14 protein-coding genes are annotated in these 13,924 nt (G+C 66.6%); 7 read left to right on the plus strand and 7 right to left on the minus strand.

What is annotated here, in order from left to right; genetic code table 11:
* Window positions 1–65 precede the first annotated feature (65 nt).
* From CG716_RS24815 to CG716_RS24825, 3 genes are read left to right on the plus strand one after another with little or no spacing between them, the layout of a single operon-like run.
* Window positions 66–1,286 carry an alpha/beta hydrolase family protein gene (locus tag CG716_RS24815; RefSeq protein WP_094483783.1) on the plus strand — a complete coding sequence of 407 codons (1,221 nt, stop codon included), beginning with the start codon at window positions 66–68 and terminating at the stop codon, window positions 1,284–1,286.
* The gene (locus CG716_RS24820; RefSeq protein WP_094483784.1) at window positions 1,283–2,323 is read left to right on the plus strand and encodes an alpha/beta hydrolase; all 1,041 of its coding nucleotides are present in this window, start codon (window positions 1,283–1,285) and stop codon (window positions 2,321–2,323) included. The genes CG716_RS24815 and CG716_RS24820 overlap by 4 nt, the downstream gene beginning before the upstream one ends.
* Window positions 2,320–3,600, plus strand: coding sequence for a serine hydrolase domain-containing protein (locus CG716_RS24825; RefSeq protein WP_094483785.1), 1,281 nt, complete (start codon window positions 2,320–2,322; stop codon window positions 3,598–3,600). Before CG716_RS24820 ends, CG716_RS24825 begins: the two co-directional genes overlap by 4 nt.
* Here the strand turns inward: CG716_RS24825 and CG716_RS24830 are convergent.
* Window positions 3,575–3,985 carry a DoxX family protein gene (locus tag CG716_RS24830; RefSeq protein WP_094483786.1) on the minus strand — a complete coding sequence of 137 codons (411 nt, stop codon included), beginning with the start codon at window positions 3,983–3,985 and terminating at the stop codon, window positions 3,575–3,577. The genes CG716_RS24825 and CG716_RS24830 overlap by 26 nt on opposite strands.
* Before the next feature lie 63 nt (window positions 3,986–4,048).
* Between CG716_RS24830 and CG716_RS24835 the strand changes: the two genes are divergently transcribed.
* Together CG716_RS24835 and nudC are read left to right on the plus strand one after the other, a co-directional pair.
* Window positions 4,049–5,122, plus strand: coding sequence for a potassium channel family protein (locus CG716_RS24835; RefSeq protein ID WP_094483787.1), 1,074 nt, complete (start codon window positions 4,049–4,051; stop codon window positions 5,120–5,122).
* A 5-nt stretch (window positions 5,123–5,127) separates the two neighbouring features.
* Complete coding sequence (gene nudC, locus CG716_RS24840; RefSeq protein WP_165774291.1) at window positions 5,128–6,045, plus strand: NAD(+) diphosphatase; 918 nt, start codon at window positions 5,128–5,130, stop codon at window positions 6,043–6,045.
* A gap of 5 nt (window positions 6,046–6,050) precedes the next feature.
* On the opposite strand, the gene CG716_RS24845 is transcribed toward nudC, so the two are convergent.
* Entirely contained in the window at window positions 6,051–6,302 is a 252-nt protein-coding gene (locus tag CG716_RS24845; protein WP_094483789.1) for a mycoredoxin, read from the minus strand.
* A gap of 92 nt (window positions 6,303–6,394) precedes the next feature.
* Here CG716_RS24845 and CG716_RS24850 point away from each other — a divergent pair, with 92 nt between their 5' ends.
* Window positions 6,395–8,530, plus strand: coding sequence for an ATP-dependent DNA helicase UvrD2 (locus tag CG716_RS24850; RefSeq protein ID WP_420093226.1), 2,136 nt, complete (start codon window positions 6,395–6,397; stop codon window positions 8,528–8,530).
* A gap of 1 nt (window position 8,531) precedes the next feature.
* On the opposite strand, the gene CG716_RS24855 is transcribed toward CG716_RS24850, so the two are convergent.
* The 3 genes from CG716_RS24855 to tpx all read right to left on the minus strand — a co-directional run bounded on the left by CG716_RS24855 (window position 8,532) and on the right by tpx (window position 10,928).
* On the minus strand, window positions 8,532–8,948 hold the full coding sequence (locus CG716_RS24855) for a hypothetical protein (protein WP_133067014.1): 417 nt from the start codon (window positions 8,946–8,948) through the stop codon (window positions 8,532–8,534).
* A gap of 109 nt (window positions 8,949–9,057) precedes the next feature.
* Window positions 9,058–10,416: a DUF1254 domain-containing protein gene (locus CG716_RS24860; protein ID WP_094483792.1), complete on the minus strand. Its 1,359-nt coding sequence runs from the start codon at window positions 10,414–10,416 to the stop codon at window positions 9,058–9,060.
* 14 nt (window positions 10,417–10,430) lie between these two features.
* A complete protein-coding gene (tpx, locus tag CG716_RS24865; protein WP_094483793.1) occupies window positions 10,431–10,928 on the minus strand; it encodes a thiol peroxidase in 498 nt (165 codons plus the stop codon).
* A gap of 467 nt (window positions 10,929–11,395) precedes the next feature.
* On the opposite strand from tpx, the gene CG716_RS24870 reads away from it, so the two are divergent.
* Window positions 11,396–11,665, plus strand: a complete 270-nt coding sequence (locus CG716_RS24870) for a WhiB family transcriptional regulator (protein WP_094483794.1) — start codon at window positions 11,396–11,398, stop codon at window positions 11,663–11,665.
* A gap of 27 nt (window positions 11,666–11,692) precedes the next feature.
* Here the strand turns inward: CG716_RS24870 and CG716_RS24875 are convergent, their stop codons facing one another.
* A complete protein-coding gene (locus tag CG716_RS24875) occupies window positions 11,693–13,069 on the minus strand; it encodes a macrolide-binding ATPase MABP-1 (protein ID WP_094483795.1) in 1,377 nt (458 codons plus the stop codon).
* Entirely contained in the window at window positions 13,063–13,872 is an 810-nt protein-coding gene (locus CG716_RS24880) for a TOMM precursor leader peptide-binding protein (protein WP_094483826.1), read from the minus strand. Before CG716_RS24880 ends, CG716_RS24875 begins: the two co-directional genes overlap by 7 nt.
* Window positions 13,873–13,924: the final 52 nt, after the last annotated feature.

Consider the following 13,924-nt stretch of genomic DNA (forward strand, 5'->3'; position numbering starts at 1 on the left):
TGCTTTTATCACATAGCCGTCGTAGTGTCGCTTAAAGCAACTGTCATTGATTTAAGGAGCACCTCATGGAACCCGTCCTTTTCGCCGACGACACCTCGTTCTGGTTCGAGACATTGCGGGTGCTCGGCGCCACCGCATACGGCGGAGCCGACATCGGCGAGGTCCTGGTTACGGCGCAGGCCATCACCGCCGGCGACTACGACGGCTGGTACGACCAGTGGCTGGCCACCGCAGATCGGATCGCGGCCGAGGCGGAGAAAGCCCAGGCCGCAGGGCATCACGTCAGTGCACGCGACGGTCTTTTGCGAGCCAGTAATTACTACCGGTCGGCCGACTTCTATCTGCACGGCAATCCCGCCGACCCGCGGATCAGCCACTCCTACACTCGGGCCCGTGAATGCTTCATCGCCGCGGCGGCCCTGATGGATCCGCCCGTCGAGCCCGTCGAGATTCCCTACGAGGGCACGGTGTTGCACGGGTACTTCTATCCAGCACACCGCGGCGACGGCGGCCCAAGGCCGACGATCCTCATGCACAGCGGATTCGACGGCACCTGCGAAGAGATGCACTACCTGGGGGCGGCCGCGGCTCAGGAGCGTGGCTATAACGTCGTCACCTTCGACGGTCCCGGCCAGCCGGCGGCGCTGCACTTCGACGGGCTGGTGTTCCGCCCCGACTGGGAGCACGTCGTCACCCCGGTGGTGGACTGGGTGCTGCAGCGACCCGACGTCGACCCGAACAAAGTCGCATTGTTCGGTGCCTCTATGGGTGGAGAGCTGGCGCCGCGGGCGGCTGCCTTCGAGCACCGACTCGCCGCCTGCATCGCGTTCGACGGTGTCTACGACATGGGCCTCACGGTGACGCAGCGCATGCCCGCTCCGCGAGCCGAGGTGGAGGCCGTTCTGCGGGCCGAGTCCGCGCCGGAGGTCGACGCGATGATCGAGGACCTCATGAAGACCGACCCGAACATCCGCTGGGCTGCCACGCATGGCCAGTACGTCATGGGAGTCGACAGCCCGCGCGCGTTCTTCGCGTCCTACCTCGACTACACGCTGGCCGATGGAATCGCCGAGCAGATCACCTGCCCGACGCTGGTGTGCGAAGCGGCCACCGATATCTTCTTCGAGGGTCAACCTCAGCTGCTCTTCGACCACCTCACCTGTCCGAAGGCACTGCTGAAGTTCACCGAAGCAGAGGGCGCAGGCGCGCACTGCCAAGCCGGTGCGGGGCGTCTTGCGTTCGCTCGCATCTACGACTGGCTCGACGACACGTTAGCCGCGCGATGACCTCCAAGCTTGAAGCCGACCCGAGGATCGATCCCCGGATCAAGGCGGCCTTCGCCGGAATCGACCTGGGGACGGTGCGGCCCAACGTCTCCAGTCGGGACGAGCTGCTGGCGCAGGAATACACCCCGGCAGCGCTCGCCGCTCAGGACACCACCAACGCCTTGTTCGACGCCATGGACAGCGAGGACGTCGCACCATCGGCCGGATTATCTGTCCGCACTGAGACTTTCGTCTCGTCGCCGGACGGTAACACCATCAAGATCCAGTACATCCGGCCGGACACCGACGAGACCCTGCCGTGCGTCTACTACATCCACGGCGGACGGATGCAGTTCAGCTCCTGCTACCTCGGCAACTACAAGACCTGGGGGCGGATGATCGCCGCCCGCGGCGTCGCGGTGGCCATGGTCGACTTCCGTAACTCGGTGCACCCGTCCTCGGCGCCAGAGGTAGCACCGTTTCCCGCGGGCTTGAACGACTGCGTCTCCGGCCTCAAGTGGGTGCACGCCAATGCAAACTCGCTCGGCATCGACCCGGATCGCATCATCGTGGCCGGCGAAAGTGGCGGCGGGAACCTGAGTTTGGCGCTTGGAATGGCACTCAAGCGGGATGGTCAGCTCGACTTGATCACCGGGCTGTACGCGATGTGTCCATTCATCGCGGGTCAGTGGCCGCTGCCGCAGAACCCCTCCTCGACGGAGAACGAAGGCATCTTCATCTTCGTGCAGGAGAACCGCAGCACCATGGCCTACGGCATCGACGCCTTCAATCAGCGCAACCCGCTCGCCTGGCCCGGCATGGCCACCATCGACGACGTGCGTGGCCTTCCGCCGGTGGTCATCAGCGTCAATGAGTGTGATCCCCTGCGAGACGAGGGAATCGGCTTCTACCGGCTGCTCCTCGAAAGCGGCGTCGCCGCGCGCGGTCGCCAGGTCATGGGCACTGTGCACGCCACCGAAATCCTGCCGGTCATCTGTCCCGACGTCAGCCGCAGCACCGCCGCCGATATCGCCGACTTCGCGAAGGGTCTGTCATGACAACTTCACTGCCACAAGCCGCCCCAGAGGAGCTCGGATTCGATCCGCAGCGCCTGGACCGTCTCGACGGGGCGATGCAGGCCGAAATCGACGCCGGCCACTACGCCGGGATCAGCGTCATGATCGCTCGCCACGGCCAGCTCGTGAAGGCTAACCGCTACGGCTATCAGTCGCTGGAAACCCGTGCGCCACTGCGGGAAGACGCGATCTTTCGCATCGCGTCCATGACCAAGCCGATCATCGCCGTGGCCATGATGCTCCTCTACGAAGAGGGCCGCTGGCAGCTCGACGATCCTGTCACCAGGTTCATCCCCGAGTTCGCGGACCTGAAGGTGCTGCAAGGTGGAAATCTGGTGCCGCTGGACCGGCCCATGACAATGCGCCACCTGATGGCCACCTGCGCAGGATTCGCCTTTCTCGTCCCGATGGGCAGCACCAACCCGAAGGTCGACGAAATGTATGCGCAGGCAGGTCTTTTCAGCGGCACCAACGAAGACTTCATCGCCAAGATCGCCAAACTCCCGCTGGAGGCGCAACCCGGCACCCTGTTCCGGTACGGACTCCAACAAGAGGTGCAGGGCGTCATCATCCAGCGGATCGCCGGTGAGCCGCTCGACGTTTTCCTGCAGCGCCGGATCTTCGCGCCGTTGCGCATGACAGACACCGGATTTGGGGTCGCACCCGAACAGCGCGACCGCATCGCGCCCCGGTACGCGCTCGACGACAACCTCGAACTCCACCTCGCTGACGATCAGTCGCCGTTCCCGGTGCTGGCCGGCACCCCGGCGGGGGAGAAGCCGAAGTATCTGTTGTCGATCGCAGGGCTGTACTCGACCGCGCAGGACTACCTGCGGTTTGCGCAGATGCTCGCCAACCGCGGAATGCTCGACGGCGCAGGGATTTTGGCGCCATCGTCGGTTGCGCTGATGACGAGCAACCTGCTACCCGACGGTGTGCCGCTGCGCTTCTTGCAACCCTTCACCGGCGTCGGCTACGGCATGGGTGTCGGCATCGTGCTCGACCCCGCGCACGCCGACTTCAACGGCGGGGCGATCGGTGCTGGTACCTACTACTGGGGCGGCGTCCACGGCACCTGGTTCTGGGTCGACCCCACCAACGACGTTGTCGTCGTCGGAATGGTCCAGCAGGTCGACGCCGGCAACGCGATGACGGGGCGGCCCTACCCGGTCCCCGACATCCGCGGAATAACGCGATCCGTCACCTACGGGGCGCTGACCGAGCCGACGCGCTCTAGTAGCGCGGAGCGTTGCGCCTGATCGCCAACGCCTGCGTGATCATCGGCACCTGCAGCGGCAACCGCGCCAGGGCCACCAGCTTCATGGGCAACGGCTTGTCCCGCCACAGGCGGACCATGTTGACGTTGGCCGGGAACACCGCCAAGAACAACGCGATCGCGAACGCCGCGCCGGCGCGGCGTGTCCGCGGCACCAGCAGCATGGCGCCGATGCCGACTTCGGCAACCCCCGAGGCGTAGGTGTAGAACCGCGCATCGCCGGGCAACTCGGCGGGCACGATGTCATCGAACGGCTTGGGGGCCACAAAGTGGCCGATGCCGATGCCAATGAGCATCGCGGCGGTTCGGTAGGCGGGCAGCTGGCTGGCGCTGCGTTGGGGTTCGAGTTCGGTAGTCGTCGTCGGCATAGGTACATAATGCTGGAGTGGTGGCACCCGGTGCGAGAGGGTTGGGCACGATGACGGAGTCGCGTGGCCAAGGGTAGGTTGCGGCGCAGGCTCGAGGCGATCGACGAGAACCTGGCAGCCAAGCCCGACAGTGCGCTTGTCGACTATCTGCACATCCCCGACAAGTTCGTCAGCCCGGGCCGACGCATCGCTCGTCGACTGTTCTACGCGCTGACGGCACTGTTCGCCGCGGTCGTCATCGTGTACCTCGACCGCGACGGCTACCGAGATGTCCGCGGCGAGTCCATGACCTTCCTGGACTGCCTGTACTACGCCACGGTGTCGCTGTCGACCACCGGCTACGGCGACATCACGCCCTTCACCGAGAACGCGCGGCTGGTGAACGTCCTCGTGATCACCCCGCTGCGGGTGGCGTTCCTGATCGTGTTGGTCGGTACCACCGTCGAAACCCTGACCACGGCGTCGCGGCAGGCTCTCAAGATTCAGCGTTGGAGGAACAGCGTGCGCAACCACACCGTCGTCATCGGGTACGGGACGAAGGGCAGAACGGCGGTCGCCGCGATGGTCGGTGACGGAGCCGCCCCCGCCGACATCGTCGTCGTCGACACCGACCAGGCCTCGCTGGACCGGGCCAACGCGGCCGGGCTCGTCACTGTCAAAGGCGACGCCAACAAGTCCGATGTGCTGCGGCTGGCCGGCGCCCAGCACGCCAACTCCATCATCGTGGCCACCAACAGCGACCCGACTGCGGTGCTGGTTACCCTGACCGCCCGGGAGCTCGCCCCGAAGGCCAAGATCATCGCCTCGGTACGAGAGGCCGAGAACCAGCATCTCCTGCGCCAGTCAGGCGCCGACTCGGTGGTGGTGTCCTCGGAGACCGCCGGCCGCTTGCTCGGCATCGCCACCAGCGCGCCGAGCGTGGTCGAGATGATCGAAGACCTGTTGACTCCGGACGCCGGGTTCGCGATCGCCGAGCGCGAGGTCGAGCACAAGGAGGTCGGGGGCTCCCCGCGGCATCTGCCCGACATCGTGCTGGGAGTGATGCGGGACGGGAAGCTGTTGCGTGTCGACGACCCGGTGGTCGACGCGCTCGAAACCACCGACCGGTTGCTCTACGTCCGCACCGCCGGAGACTGAGCGCAGTGACTTTCCGACTGCGCAACGTGCCGCTGCTCTCGCGCGTGGGAGCCGACCGTGCCGACCATGTGCGCACCGACATCGACGCGGCGATCGAAGGCTGGTCTGAGGCCGCCGTGCTGCGGATCGACAACCGCAACCAGGTGATGGTCGCCGACGGCCGCGTGCTGCTGGGTGCGGCGGCCAAGCTGGGAGACAAGCCACCGGCGGACGCGGTGTTCCTGGGCCGCCTGCAGGACGGCAGGCACGTGTGGGGTGCACGCGCCGCGCTGGAAGCCGCCGACAACGGCGAGGGCGAGGTGGCCGACCTGCGCCGCGGCGGTCAGACGCTGGATGACGTCAGCGCCCAGCTGGTGGCCTCGGCCCTGGCACTCCTGAACTGGCACGAGCACGCCCGGTACAGCGCGGTCGACGGTTCCCCGACCAGAGCTGTCAAAGCCGGCTGGTCGCGGGTGAATCCGCTGACCGGTCACGAGGAGTTTCCCCGCATCGACCCGGCCATCATCGTGCTGGTGCACGACGGACACGACCGCGCGGTGCTGGCCCGCCAGACCATGTGGCCGCAGCGACTGTTCTCGCTGGTCGCCGGGTTCGTAGAGGCGGGGGAGTCGTTCGAGTCGTGCGTGGTACGCGAGGTCGCGGAGGAGATCGGCTTGGCGGTCAGCGACGTCGAGTATCTGGGCAGCCAGCCGTGGCCGTTCCCGCGGTCATTGATGGTGGGTTTTCACGCCATCGGCGATCCCGAGCAGGAATTCATCTTTCACGACGGCGAGATCGCCGAGGCGGCGTGGTTCACTCGCGCCGAAGTTCGTGAGGCGCTCGGCCACGGCGATTGGAGCAGCGATTCGTCGTCGCGGCTGCTGTTGCCCGGTTCGATCTCGATCGCCCGGGAGATCATCGAATCCTGGGCCGCGCAGGACTAACTGCGCTAAGACGCGAGCTTGGCCTGTACCTCTTTGAGGCTGGGGTTGGTCAGCGCGCTGCCGTCGGCGAACTTCACCGTGGGGACGGTCTGGTTGCCGCTGTTCACCGACATCACGAACTGGGCGGCGGCCGGGTCGTGCTCGATGTCGACCTCGGCGAAGGTGATGCCCGCCGATTTCAGCGCGGTCTTCAGTCGCTTGCAGTAACCACACCAGACGGTGCTGTACATCGTGAGCTGGGGATCACTGGCACTCATAAGTCCAACAACCTAGCCGACACCACGTTCATGCCCGCAACCGGCGCGGCGCGCAGCGCGAAATGTCGTCACCCCCTGCCAAGATGGAGCCCATGCCGGTGACCGTCGACCATCTGACCGGCCTTGACGACGAACAGCGCGAAGCCGTGCTGGCCGCGCGCGGGCCGCTATGTGTGCTGGCCGGCGCCGGCACCGGCAAGACCCGCACGATCACTCACCGCATCGCCCATCTGGTGGCCAACGGCCACGTCGCCGCCGGCCAGGTGCTGGCCGTGACGTTCACCTCCCGCGCCGCCGGCGAGATGCGGTCCCGTCTGCGCGCCATGGACGCGCAGGGCACCGGTACCCCGGTCGGCTCGGTACAGGCGCTGACCTTCCACGCCGCGGCGCGGCGCCAGCTGCAGTACTTCTGGCCGCGAGTGGTCGGCGACACCGGCTGGCAGCTGCTGGACACCAAGTTTTCCGTCGTCGCGCAGGCCGCCAGCCGCAGCCGGCTGCAGGTCAGCACCGACGATGTCCGCGACCTGGCCGGCGAAATCGAATGGGCCAAGGCCTCGTTGATCAGCCCCGAGGGGTACGGGGCGGCGGTCGCCAAAATTCAGCGCGATATCCCGTTGGACGCCGAAAAGGTCGCCACCGTCTACGCCGCCTACGAGAAACTCAAGGCCAACCGCGACGGCATCGCGTTGCTGGATTTCGACGACCTGCTGCTGCACACCGCCGGGGCGATCGAGAACGACACCGCGGTGGCCGCTGAATTCCGGGACCGTTACCGGTGTTTCGTCGTCGACGAATATCAGGACGTGACCCCGTTGCAGCAGCGGGTGCTGGACGCGTGGCTGGGCAACCGCGACGACCTGACCGTTGTCGGCGATGCCAACCAGACCATCTACTCGTTCACCGGCGCCTCGCCGCGCTACCTGCTGGACTTCTCCCGGCAGTTCCCCGATGCGACGGTGGTGCGCCTGGAACGCGACTACCGCTCCACTCCGCAGGTGGTGTCACTGGCCAACCGGGTGATCGCCGCGGCGCGCGGCCGCGTCGCCGGCAGCAAGCTGCACCTGATCGGTCAGCGTGAGCCCGGCCCGTCGCCGACATTCCACGAACATCCCGACGAGGTCGCCGAGGCCACGGCCGTCGCCCGCTCGATCAAGCGGCTGGTCGAATCCGGAACGGCCCCAGCCGAAATCGCGGTGCTCTATCGCATCAACGCCCAGTCCGAGGCCTATGAAGAGGCGCTGACCGAGGCCGGCATCCCGTTCCAGGTGCGCGGCGGGGAGGGGTTCTTCAGCCGCCAAGAGATCCGCCAGTCACTGGTCGCGTTACAACGCGCCGCGGAACGTTCCGGCGGGCAGGAGCGAAGCGACTCGGGGCAGGATAGGGGCGCCGAGGGGTCCTTGCCCGAGATCGTGCGTGCCGTCCTGGAACCGCTCGGCCTGACCGCCGAACCGCCGGCCGGCACCAAGGCCAGGGAACGCTGGGAGGCGTTGACCGCGCTCGCTGAGCTGGTCGACGACGAGGTCGCCGCCCGCCCGGAGCTCGAATTTCCGGCGCTGATGGCTGAATTGCGGATGCGTGCCGACGCTCGGCACGCGCCGGTGGTGCAGGGTGTGACGCTGGCGTCGCTACACGCTGCGAAGGGGCTGGAGTGGGACGCGGTGTTCCTCGTCGGCGTGGCCGACGGCACACTGCCGATCTCGCATGCGCTGGCGCACGGGCCCGACAGTGAGGCGGTCGAGGAGGAGCGGCGACTTCTGTACGTCGGAATCACCCGGGCCCGAATACATTTGGAGCTCAGCTGGGCGCTGGCCCGCACCCCGGGGGGCCGGCAGGGCCGACGTCCGTCGCGGTTCCTGAACGGCATCGCGCCACAGACCCAGGCTGAGCCGTCGCCGAGCAAGCCGCGCAGGCAGAAGGGCGCCACGCCGCGCTGCCGGGTCTGCAACGCGGTGCTGGCGACTGCACCATCAATCATGTTGCGCCGCTGCGAAACCTGCTCGGTCGACGTCGACGACGAACTGCTGGCCCAGCTCAAGGACTGGCGGCTGCGCGTTGCCAAGGAACTGAAAGTTCCTGCCTACGTGGTCTTCACCGACAACACGCTGATCGCGATCGCCGAGTCGCTACCTGCCGACGACGCGGCGCTGGTGGCGATCCCCGGCATCGGGGCGCGCAAACTCGAGCAGTTCGGCCCCGACGTGCTCGATTTGGTGCGGTCCCGCCAATAAGTCAGTGGCCGGGACCGTAGTTCCCCGTCCTGGTGGTCGCGTTGGTACCGTTCTGCGCGGCTCCGGAGGTGCCCTGGCCCGTGTAGCTGTTGACGTCCCCGACGCCTTGGGTCGCTGTGCCCCCGGGGTGGTTGACGCTGGCGCCACCGGTGTAGCTGGACGGTCCGCCCACGCCGAGCGTGGCGGCGCAGTTCTGGTGACAGAAGCTGGTGGACGTCGAACCGCCGGTGTAGCTTGACGCGTCGCCCACGCCGAGCGTCGGTCCGAACCCGTCGTTGTGGCCGGATGCCACGGCGACGGGGGAGCCGCTCAATGCGATCGCCGCGGACAATGCGGCAGCCCCCCCGACCGCTGCGAATCGCCAACTGCCGCGATGAATCGAACTGTGTTTGAGGGCATTTCGTGTTATCTGAGCCATGATTCAAGAATGGATGCGCAATGTGCCCGGGTCACGCGACTCATGCCGAAAACAAATATGTTAGAGCTCGGCGATGCTCAGCCCGCAGGGCCTCGCGGCCGCAGGTAGGTCAGGTTTTCACCAATGTCGGTGCCCGCCAGGCGCCGTCGAGAGCTTCTTGTTTGGGCCAGTACAGCCGCAGCGCGGCGACGAACGGCCCCGGTGGTGCGGGCAGCCAGTTGGCTTGCTTGTCCGCGCCGGGAGATGAGTTCTGCACGTAGATCGTGAAGCCGCCATCGGGATCCTTCATCAGCGCGGGCAGCATCGCCGAGTTGATCAGATAGCGGTCGATCGGGTTGTCCACCAACAGGCTCTCCGGCAGCTTGTACATCGTCAGCGACCAGAAAGCGTTGACCGGCGGTAGCTGACCGGCCCCAAAGGTCAAGGTGTAGTTCGCAGACCCGCTCAGCGGTTGGCCGTCGGCGTCCACGGCCAGCACGGGGTACATGGCTTCTTGTTTGGTGTTGCCGTAGATCCCCAGGACCGCCGCTGCCATCCGGTAGAGGTAGTTGCCCTTGAGATCGTCCTTGGTGCCGAACAATTGGCCCGCGGTCACCCTGCCGTTGTCGATCTCGTGCTTCAGCACAGTGAATTCCGCCCAGGCGTCGGCCATTCCGGCCTCGATGGCCGAGCGCGTCTCGGCGGTCAGCTGTTCGGCACTGAAACCGGCCCCGATCCCGATGCCGGCGAACTGGGCCCGCACTTCGCGTTCGGCGGGCAGCGTCGGAGCGAAGCCGAGTACGAAGCTCATGAGTTCGAAGAACACCGGCGACGTCTTCTGCTCGTCCGGGCTCAACGCGGAAGGGAAGTCGATGGCCGGCGCTGACGGCGCGGGTTGATTCAGAAACGTCGACAGCGGCGCCGCGGTGTAGCCGGCCTGAATCGCCTCGACCTCGCCGAGATCGTCGGGACTGAACAGCTGGGTGCGGTAGATGACGAGGACGATCTCGGTGTCGGCGCGGATCACCTGATCGATGCCGTCGGGTGTCGCGCCGTCCCAGCCCGGCCCGGCCAGCAGGTAGGTCCCGCCGCCGTTGCCGGTCGCGCGGCTGCCGACATAGGCGAAGTTGTGGGTGTACCCGTCGACGAACTGCAGCGAGTAATAGCGACCCGCCTCGATCGGTGGGACGGTCAGCACCAGCGGCTCTGCGCGCAGGTCGGCGCCCAGCATCGAGTACGGGGTGTCGGAGTTCGGGGTCTGAATCGCGATGTCGGCCGGCGTGAACACCCGCGCGGTGCTGTGCACCTGGTTCCAGACGCCCTTGTATTCCGGGTCGTCGGCGTCAACGAAGTACGAGTGCTGAACCCGATAACTGTCGACCATCGGGAAGCCGTAGATGTAGGCCTCTTTGGCGATGGCCCTGATCTGCTCGAGGTTCAACGGTTCCCCGGCCGCAGTGGCCGGGGAACCATCAGAACCCCAGCTCATGGCAATGAGGTGGACTAGCCGCTGACCGCGGCGAGTGCGGCGTCGTAATTGGGTTCGGTGCCGATCTCGGGCACGAGTTCGGTGTAGACGACGTTCCCGTCGGCGCCGACCACGACGACGGCCCGGCCGAGCAGGCCGGCCATCGGTCCGTCGGTGATCGTGATGCCGAAGTCCTCACCGAAGCTGCTGCGGAACGCCGATGCCGTCACGACGTTCTCGATGCCCTCGGCGCCGCAGAACCTCTTCTGGGCGAACGGCAGATCCTTCGACACGTTGACCACCGTCACACCGGTTGCCGCGGCGCGCTCGTTGAAGGTCCGCACGCTGGTGGCGCAGACCGGGGTGTCGACAGAGGGAAAGATGTTGAGCACCAGACCTTTTCCGCCGAACTGGCCGGTTTCCACGGTGCCGAGGTCGGTGCCGGTCAGTTCGAAGGCAGGAGCCTGGGCGCCGACGGCGGGCAGGTCTCCAACGGTGTTGATCGGGTTTCCACGCAGGGTTATCTGTGCCATGGCGTTAAGTTTCTCAGTACCGGCTGCACGGCCGCTGGCCGGGCTTGGGAAACCGCAAAAGCCCAGGTCAGAAAATCGCTTGCCGCGAAATGGTGCTAGGGTTTAGCCTCGAATCCGACATCCTGTGCCGATCGATGGCTACAGGGCGGGCGTGACGAGAGGAGGGGCCGACGATGAACACTAACGCTGAATTTGGCGTAGTTCGCATGGCGCATCGCCTGTGGTCCCTCCCGACCGCAGCCGCCGCTTCCGCTCATGCCGCTATTGCGGCGCAGCCTAAGCGCCGCGCCTACGCCGCCCCGACCATCGCGTCCGTGGACAGGAGCTTCATCTAGGAAAGCTCCCAGACGAGAGCCTCAGGCCACGGACCCGAAAGTCAAAAGGATCCGTGGCCTTTGTGTTTCATCAGATTCCTGGCCCGGATCGAAGAGAAATAGCCATTCGACCAGGAAGCAGGTGAGCGCGACATGTCGGCATCGACAGTCCGCCAGGAGAAGCTGCCGCTGTTGCCATGCCACGTCGGGGATCCCGACTTGTGGTTCGCCGATAGTCCGATCGACCTGGAGCGCGCCAAGGTTCTCTGCGGTGAATGTCCGATCAGGCGGCAGTGCCTTGCCGCCGCGTTGGACCGCGGTGAGCCGTGGGGTGTTTGGGGCGGCGAGATTATCGAACGGGGCAGCGTGGTGGCGCGTAAGCGGCCGCGCGGCCGTCCCCGTAAGGACGTGATCGCGGCCTGAAGTGAAGGTCGTGACCCGAACCCGCCTTTATTGCGCGGGTTCGGCTTCGACGAATCCCGGTACCAGCTTGGCGGCCAGCTCCCGCGTCGGCACGTGCGCGTCGAGTTGGCAGGAGATCGCGACGGTCGATGCGATGACCCGCAGCGGAATCGCCAGCTTGGCCGGCAGATCCATCGACCGGGCGGTCTTGATCTGGGCCGCCGATACGTTCATGTTCGCCGCTGCCATCTTCTGCAGCCACCGGCGGGTGTAGTGGAACACCGGGACCTCGATCGGCTCCACGTACTGCCGCAGCATGTCGTCGATTTCGCGCGCCGACACCTGCTCACCCTTCTGGATGAAGCCGACGCGTTCCATGGTGGGCAGCAGCTCGTCGTAGTTCTTGTCGCGCGCCAGACAGATGATCTGGCCGATTTCGACGGGCAACCCGTCCGGCAGCGGACCCACCGCACCGAAGTCGATGACCCCCATTCGGCCGTCGGGCAGCATCATGAAGTTCCCCGGATGCGCGTCACCGTGCATCATGCCGAGCCGCGACGGCGCATCGAAGGTGAGCTCGATAAGCCTTGTGCCGCAAAGGTCTCGTTCCTCGGGGGTGCCGTCGCGAATGATGTGTGCCATCGGCACGCCGTCGATCCATTCGGTGATCATCACCTTGGGTGAACTGGCCACCACGTGCGGCACCACGAAATGCGGGTGGCCTTCGTAGGCCTTGGCGAAGGCGCGCTGGTTGTCGCCCTCCAGCCGGTAGTCCAGTTCCATCTCGGTGCGCTCGATGAGCTCGTCGACCACGCCCTGGACGTCGGCGCCGGGGGCCAGTTGTTTGAACACACTGACCAGGCGCTGCATGGTCTTCAAGTCGGCGCGCAGCGCTTCGTCGGCGCCGGGGTACTGGATCTTGACCGCGACTTCGCGGCCGTCGGACCAGACGCCCTTGTGTACCTGGCCGATGCTGGCCGACGCCACCGGGGTGTCGTCGAAAGAGGTGAAGCGCTCACGCCACTTGGTGCCGAGCTGGCCGTCGAGCACTCGGTGCACCTTCGCCGCGGGCAGCGGCGGGGCGTCTTTCTGCAGCTTGGTGAGGGCTTCGCGGTAGGGCTCCCCGAACTCCGCAGGGATGGCAGCTTCCATCACCGACAACGCCTGGCCCACCTTCATGGCGCCGCCCTTGAGCTCGCCGAGCACGGTGAACAACTGGTTGGCGGCCTTCTCCAACAGCTCGGCCTGGACCTCGTCTTTCGACTTACCGGTCAATCGTTTGCCAAAGCCCAGCGCAGCCCTGCCGGCAAAGCCGACCGGAATGGTCGCCAGCTTGACGTTGCGGGCCGTACGGCCGCGCTTGATGTCTGCCACGCCACCATCATCCCTGACGAAACCCTCCTGGCAACCAAGGACGGTCAGCATTGACAGTTCGGATGCCGTGACCAGCGACGAGCCGAGATCGTGTTGCTGCTGACATCGACCTGCAGGGTGGTGTTCAGCGTCGCCGGCGGTTCGCCGGCGGCTTCCTGCCCGCGAACTGCGGTGATGATGCGCTGCAGCTGACCCAGCGCCACCGCGGCGGTTGCCAGCACGGTCGGGCGGTCGGCGCTGCCGATCACGTCCCGTAGCTGTGCGGCCAGCGCCGGCCAGGCCCCGTCGCGGTCGGTGCGGTGCAGGTCGGCACAGGACAAGCAACTCGTCACCCCAGGGATCACCAGCGGGCCGACCAGCCCGGCGCCGTCGCGCACCCGCACCGGCAGGTGTGGCACCCCGACTGCGTGCAAATCCCGGACCAGGCGCGGGTCGGCGACCAGATAATCGCTCAGCACCACCATGTCCGCGCTCGCGGTCGACACCGCCGCGTTGGTGTGGCTGGTGTGGGTGAGGCGAGCGCCGGATCGACGCAACGCCTCTACCAGCAGATCTGACAACGGGCCGCGGCCGTGCACCCGGATCGACAGCGCCCGCGCGGTCGGCTGGCGGGTCCGGCCGCGCACCACGCCACTGCTCACCAGCGCTTCCAGGAGTGGGTCGAGGATGTCCTCGGTCAGCCCGTGCTTGCTGCCGAGCCGGTGCAGTTCAGGCTTGCCCAGGGGTACCTGCATGCCGCGCAGCAGTGCGGCCAACCCCGCGGGCGTCGCGCCGTCAGGCGGGTGGACGAGGACGGCGCGGCGCGGATCCCAGCCGACCTGTACCGCGCCGTCGGGGCGCAGGAGGACGGGCATCGCCGGATCGAGCGCGTAGAGCACACGCCGACTGTGGCATCACGGCGGTGCC

The organism is Mycolicibacterium sphagni (assembly GCF_002250655.1).
GTDB classification, from domain to species: domain Bacteria; phylum Actinomycetota; class Actinomycetes; order Mycobacteriales; family Mycobacteriaceae; genus Mycobacterium; species Mycobacterium sphagni.

Excerpts from the sequence above, each read along its gene's own strand:
- CG716_RS24815 (WP_094483783.1), top strand. The coding sequence starts at position 66 with ATGGAACCCGTCCTTTTCGCCGACGACACCTCGTTCTGGTTCGAGACA.
- CG716_RS24855 (WP_133067014.1), bottom strand. The coding sequence starts at position 8,948 with ATGGCTCAGATAACACGAAATGCCCTCAAACACAGTTCGATTCATCGC.
- CG716_RS24825 (WP_094483785.1), top strand. The coding sequence starts at position 2,320 with ATGACAACTTCACTGCCACAAGCCGCCCCAGAGGAGCTCGGATTCGAT.
- CG716_RS24845 (WP_094483789.1), bottom strand. The coding sequence starts at position 6,302 with ATGAGTGCCAGTGATCCCCAGCTCACGATGTACAGCACCGTCTGGTGT.
- CG716_RS24875 (WP_094483795.1), bottom strand. The coding sequence starts at position 13,069 with ATGCTGACCGTCCTTGGTTGCCAGGAGGGTTTCGTCAGGGATGATGGT.
- CG716_RS24880 (WP_094483826.1), bottom strand. The coding sequence starts at position 13,872 with ATGCCCGTCCTCCTGCGCCCCGACGGCGCGGTACAGGTCGGCTGGGAT.
- CG716_RS24870 (WP_094483794.1), top strand. The coding sequence starts at position 11,396 with ATGTCGGCATCGACAGTCCGCCAGGAGAAGCTGCCGCTGTTGCCATGC.
- tpx (WP_094483793.1), bottom strand. The coding sequence starts at position 10,928 with ATGGCACAGATAACCCTGCGTGGAAACCCGATCAACACCGTTGGAGAC.
- CG716_RS24860 (WP_094483792.1), bottom strand. The coding sequence starts at position 10,416 with ATGAGCTGGGGTTCTGATGGTTCCCCGGCCACTGCGGCCGGGGAACCG.
- CG716_RS24830 (WP_094483786.1), bottom strand. The coding sequence starts at position 3,985 with ATGCCGACGACGACTACCGAACTCGAACCCCAACGCAGCGCCAGCCAG.
- CG716_RS24850 (WP_420093226.1), top strand. The coding sequence starts at position 6,395 with ATGCCGGTGACCGTCGACCATCTGACCGGCCTTGACGACGAACAGCGC.
- CG716_RS24820 (WP_094483784.1), top strand. The coding sequence starts at position 1,283 with ATGACCTCCAAGCTTGAAGCCGACCCGAGGATCGATCCCCGGATCAAG.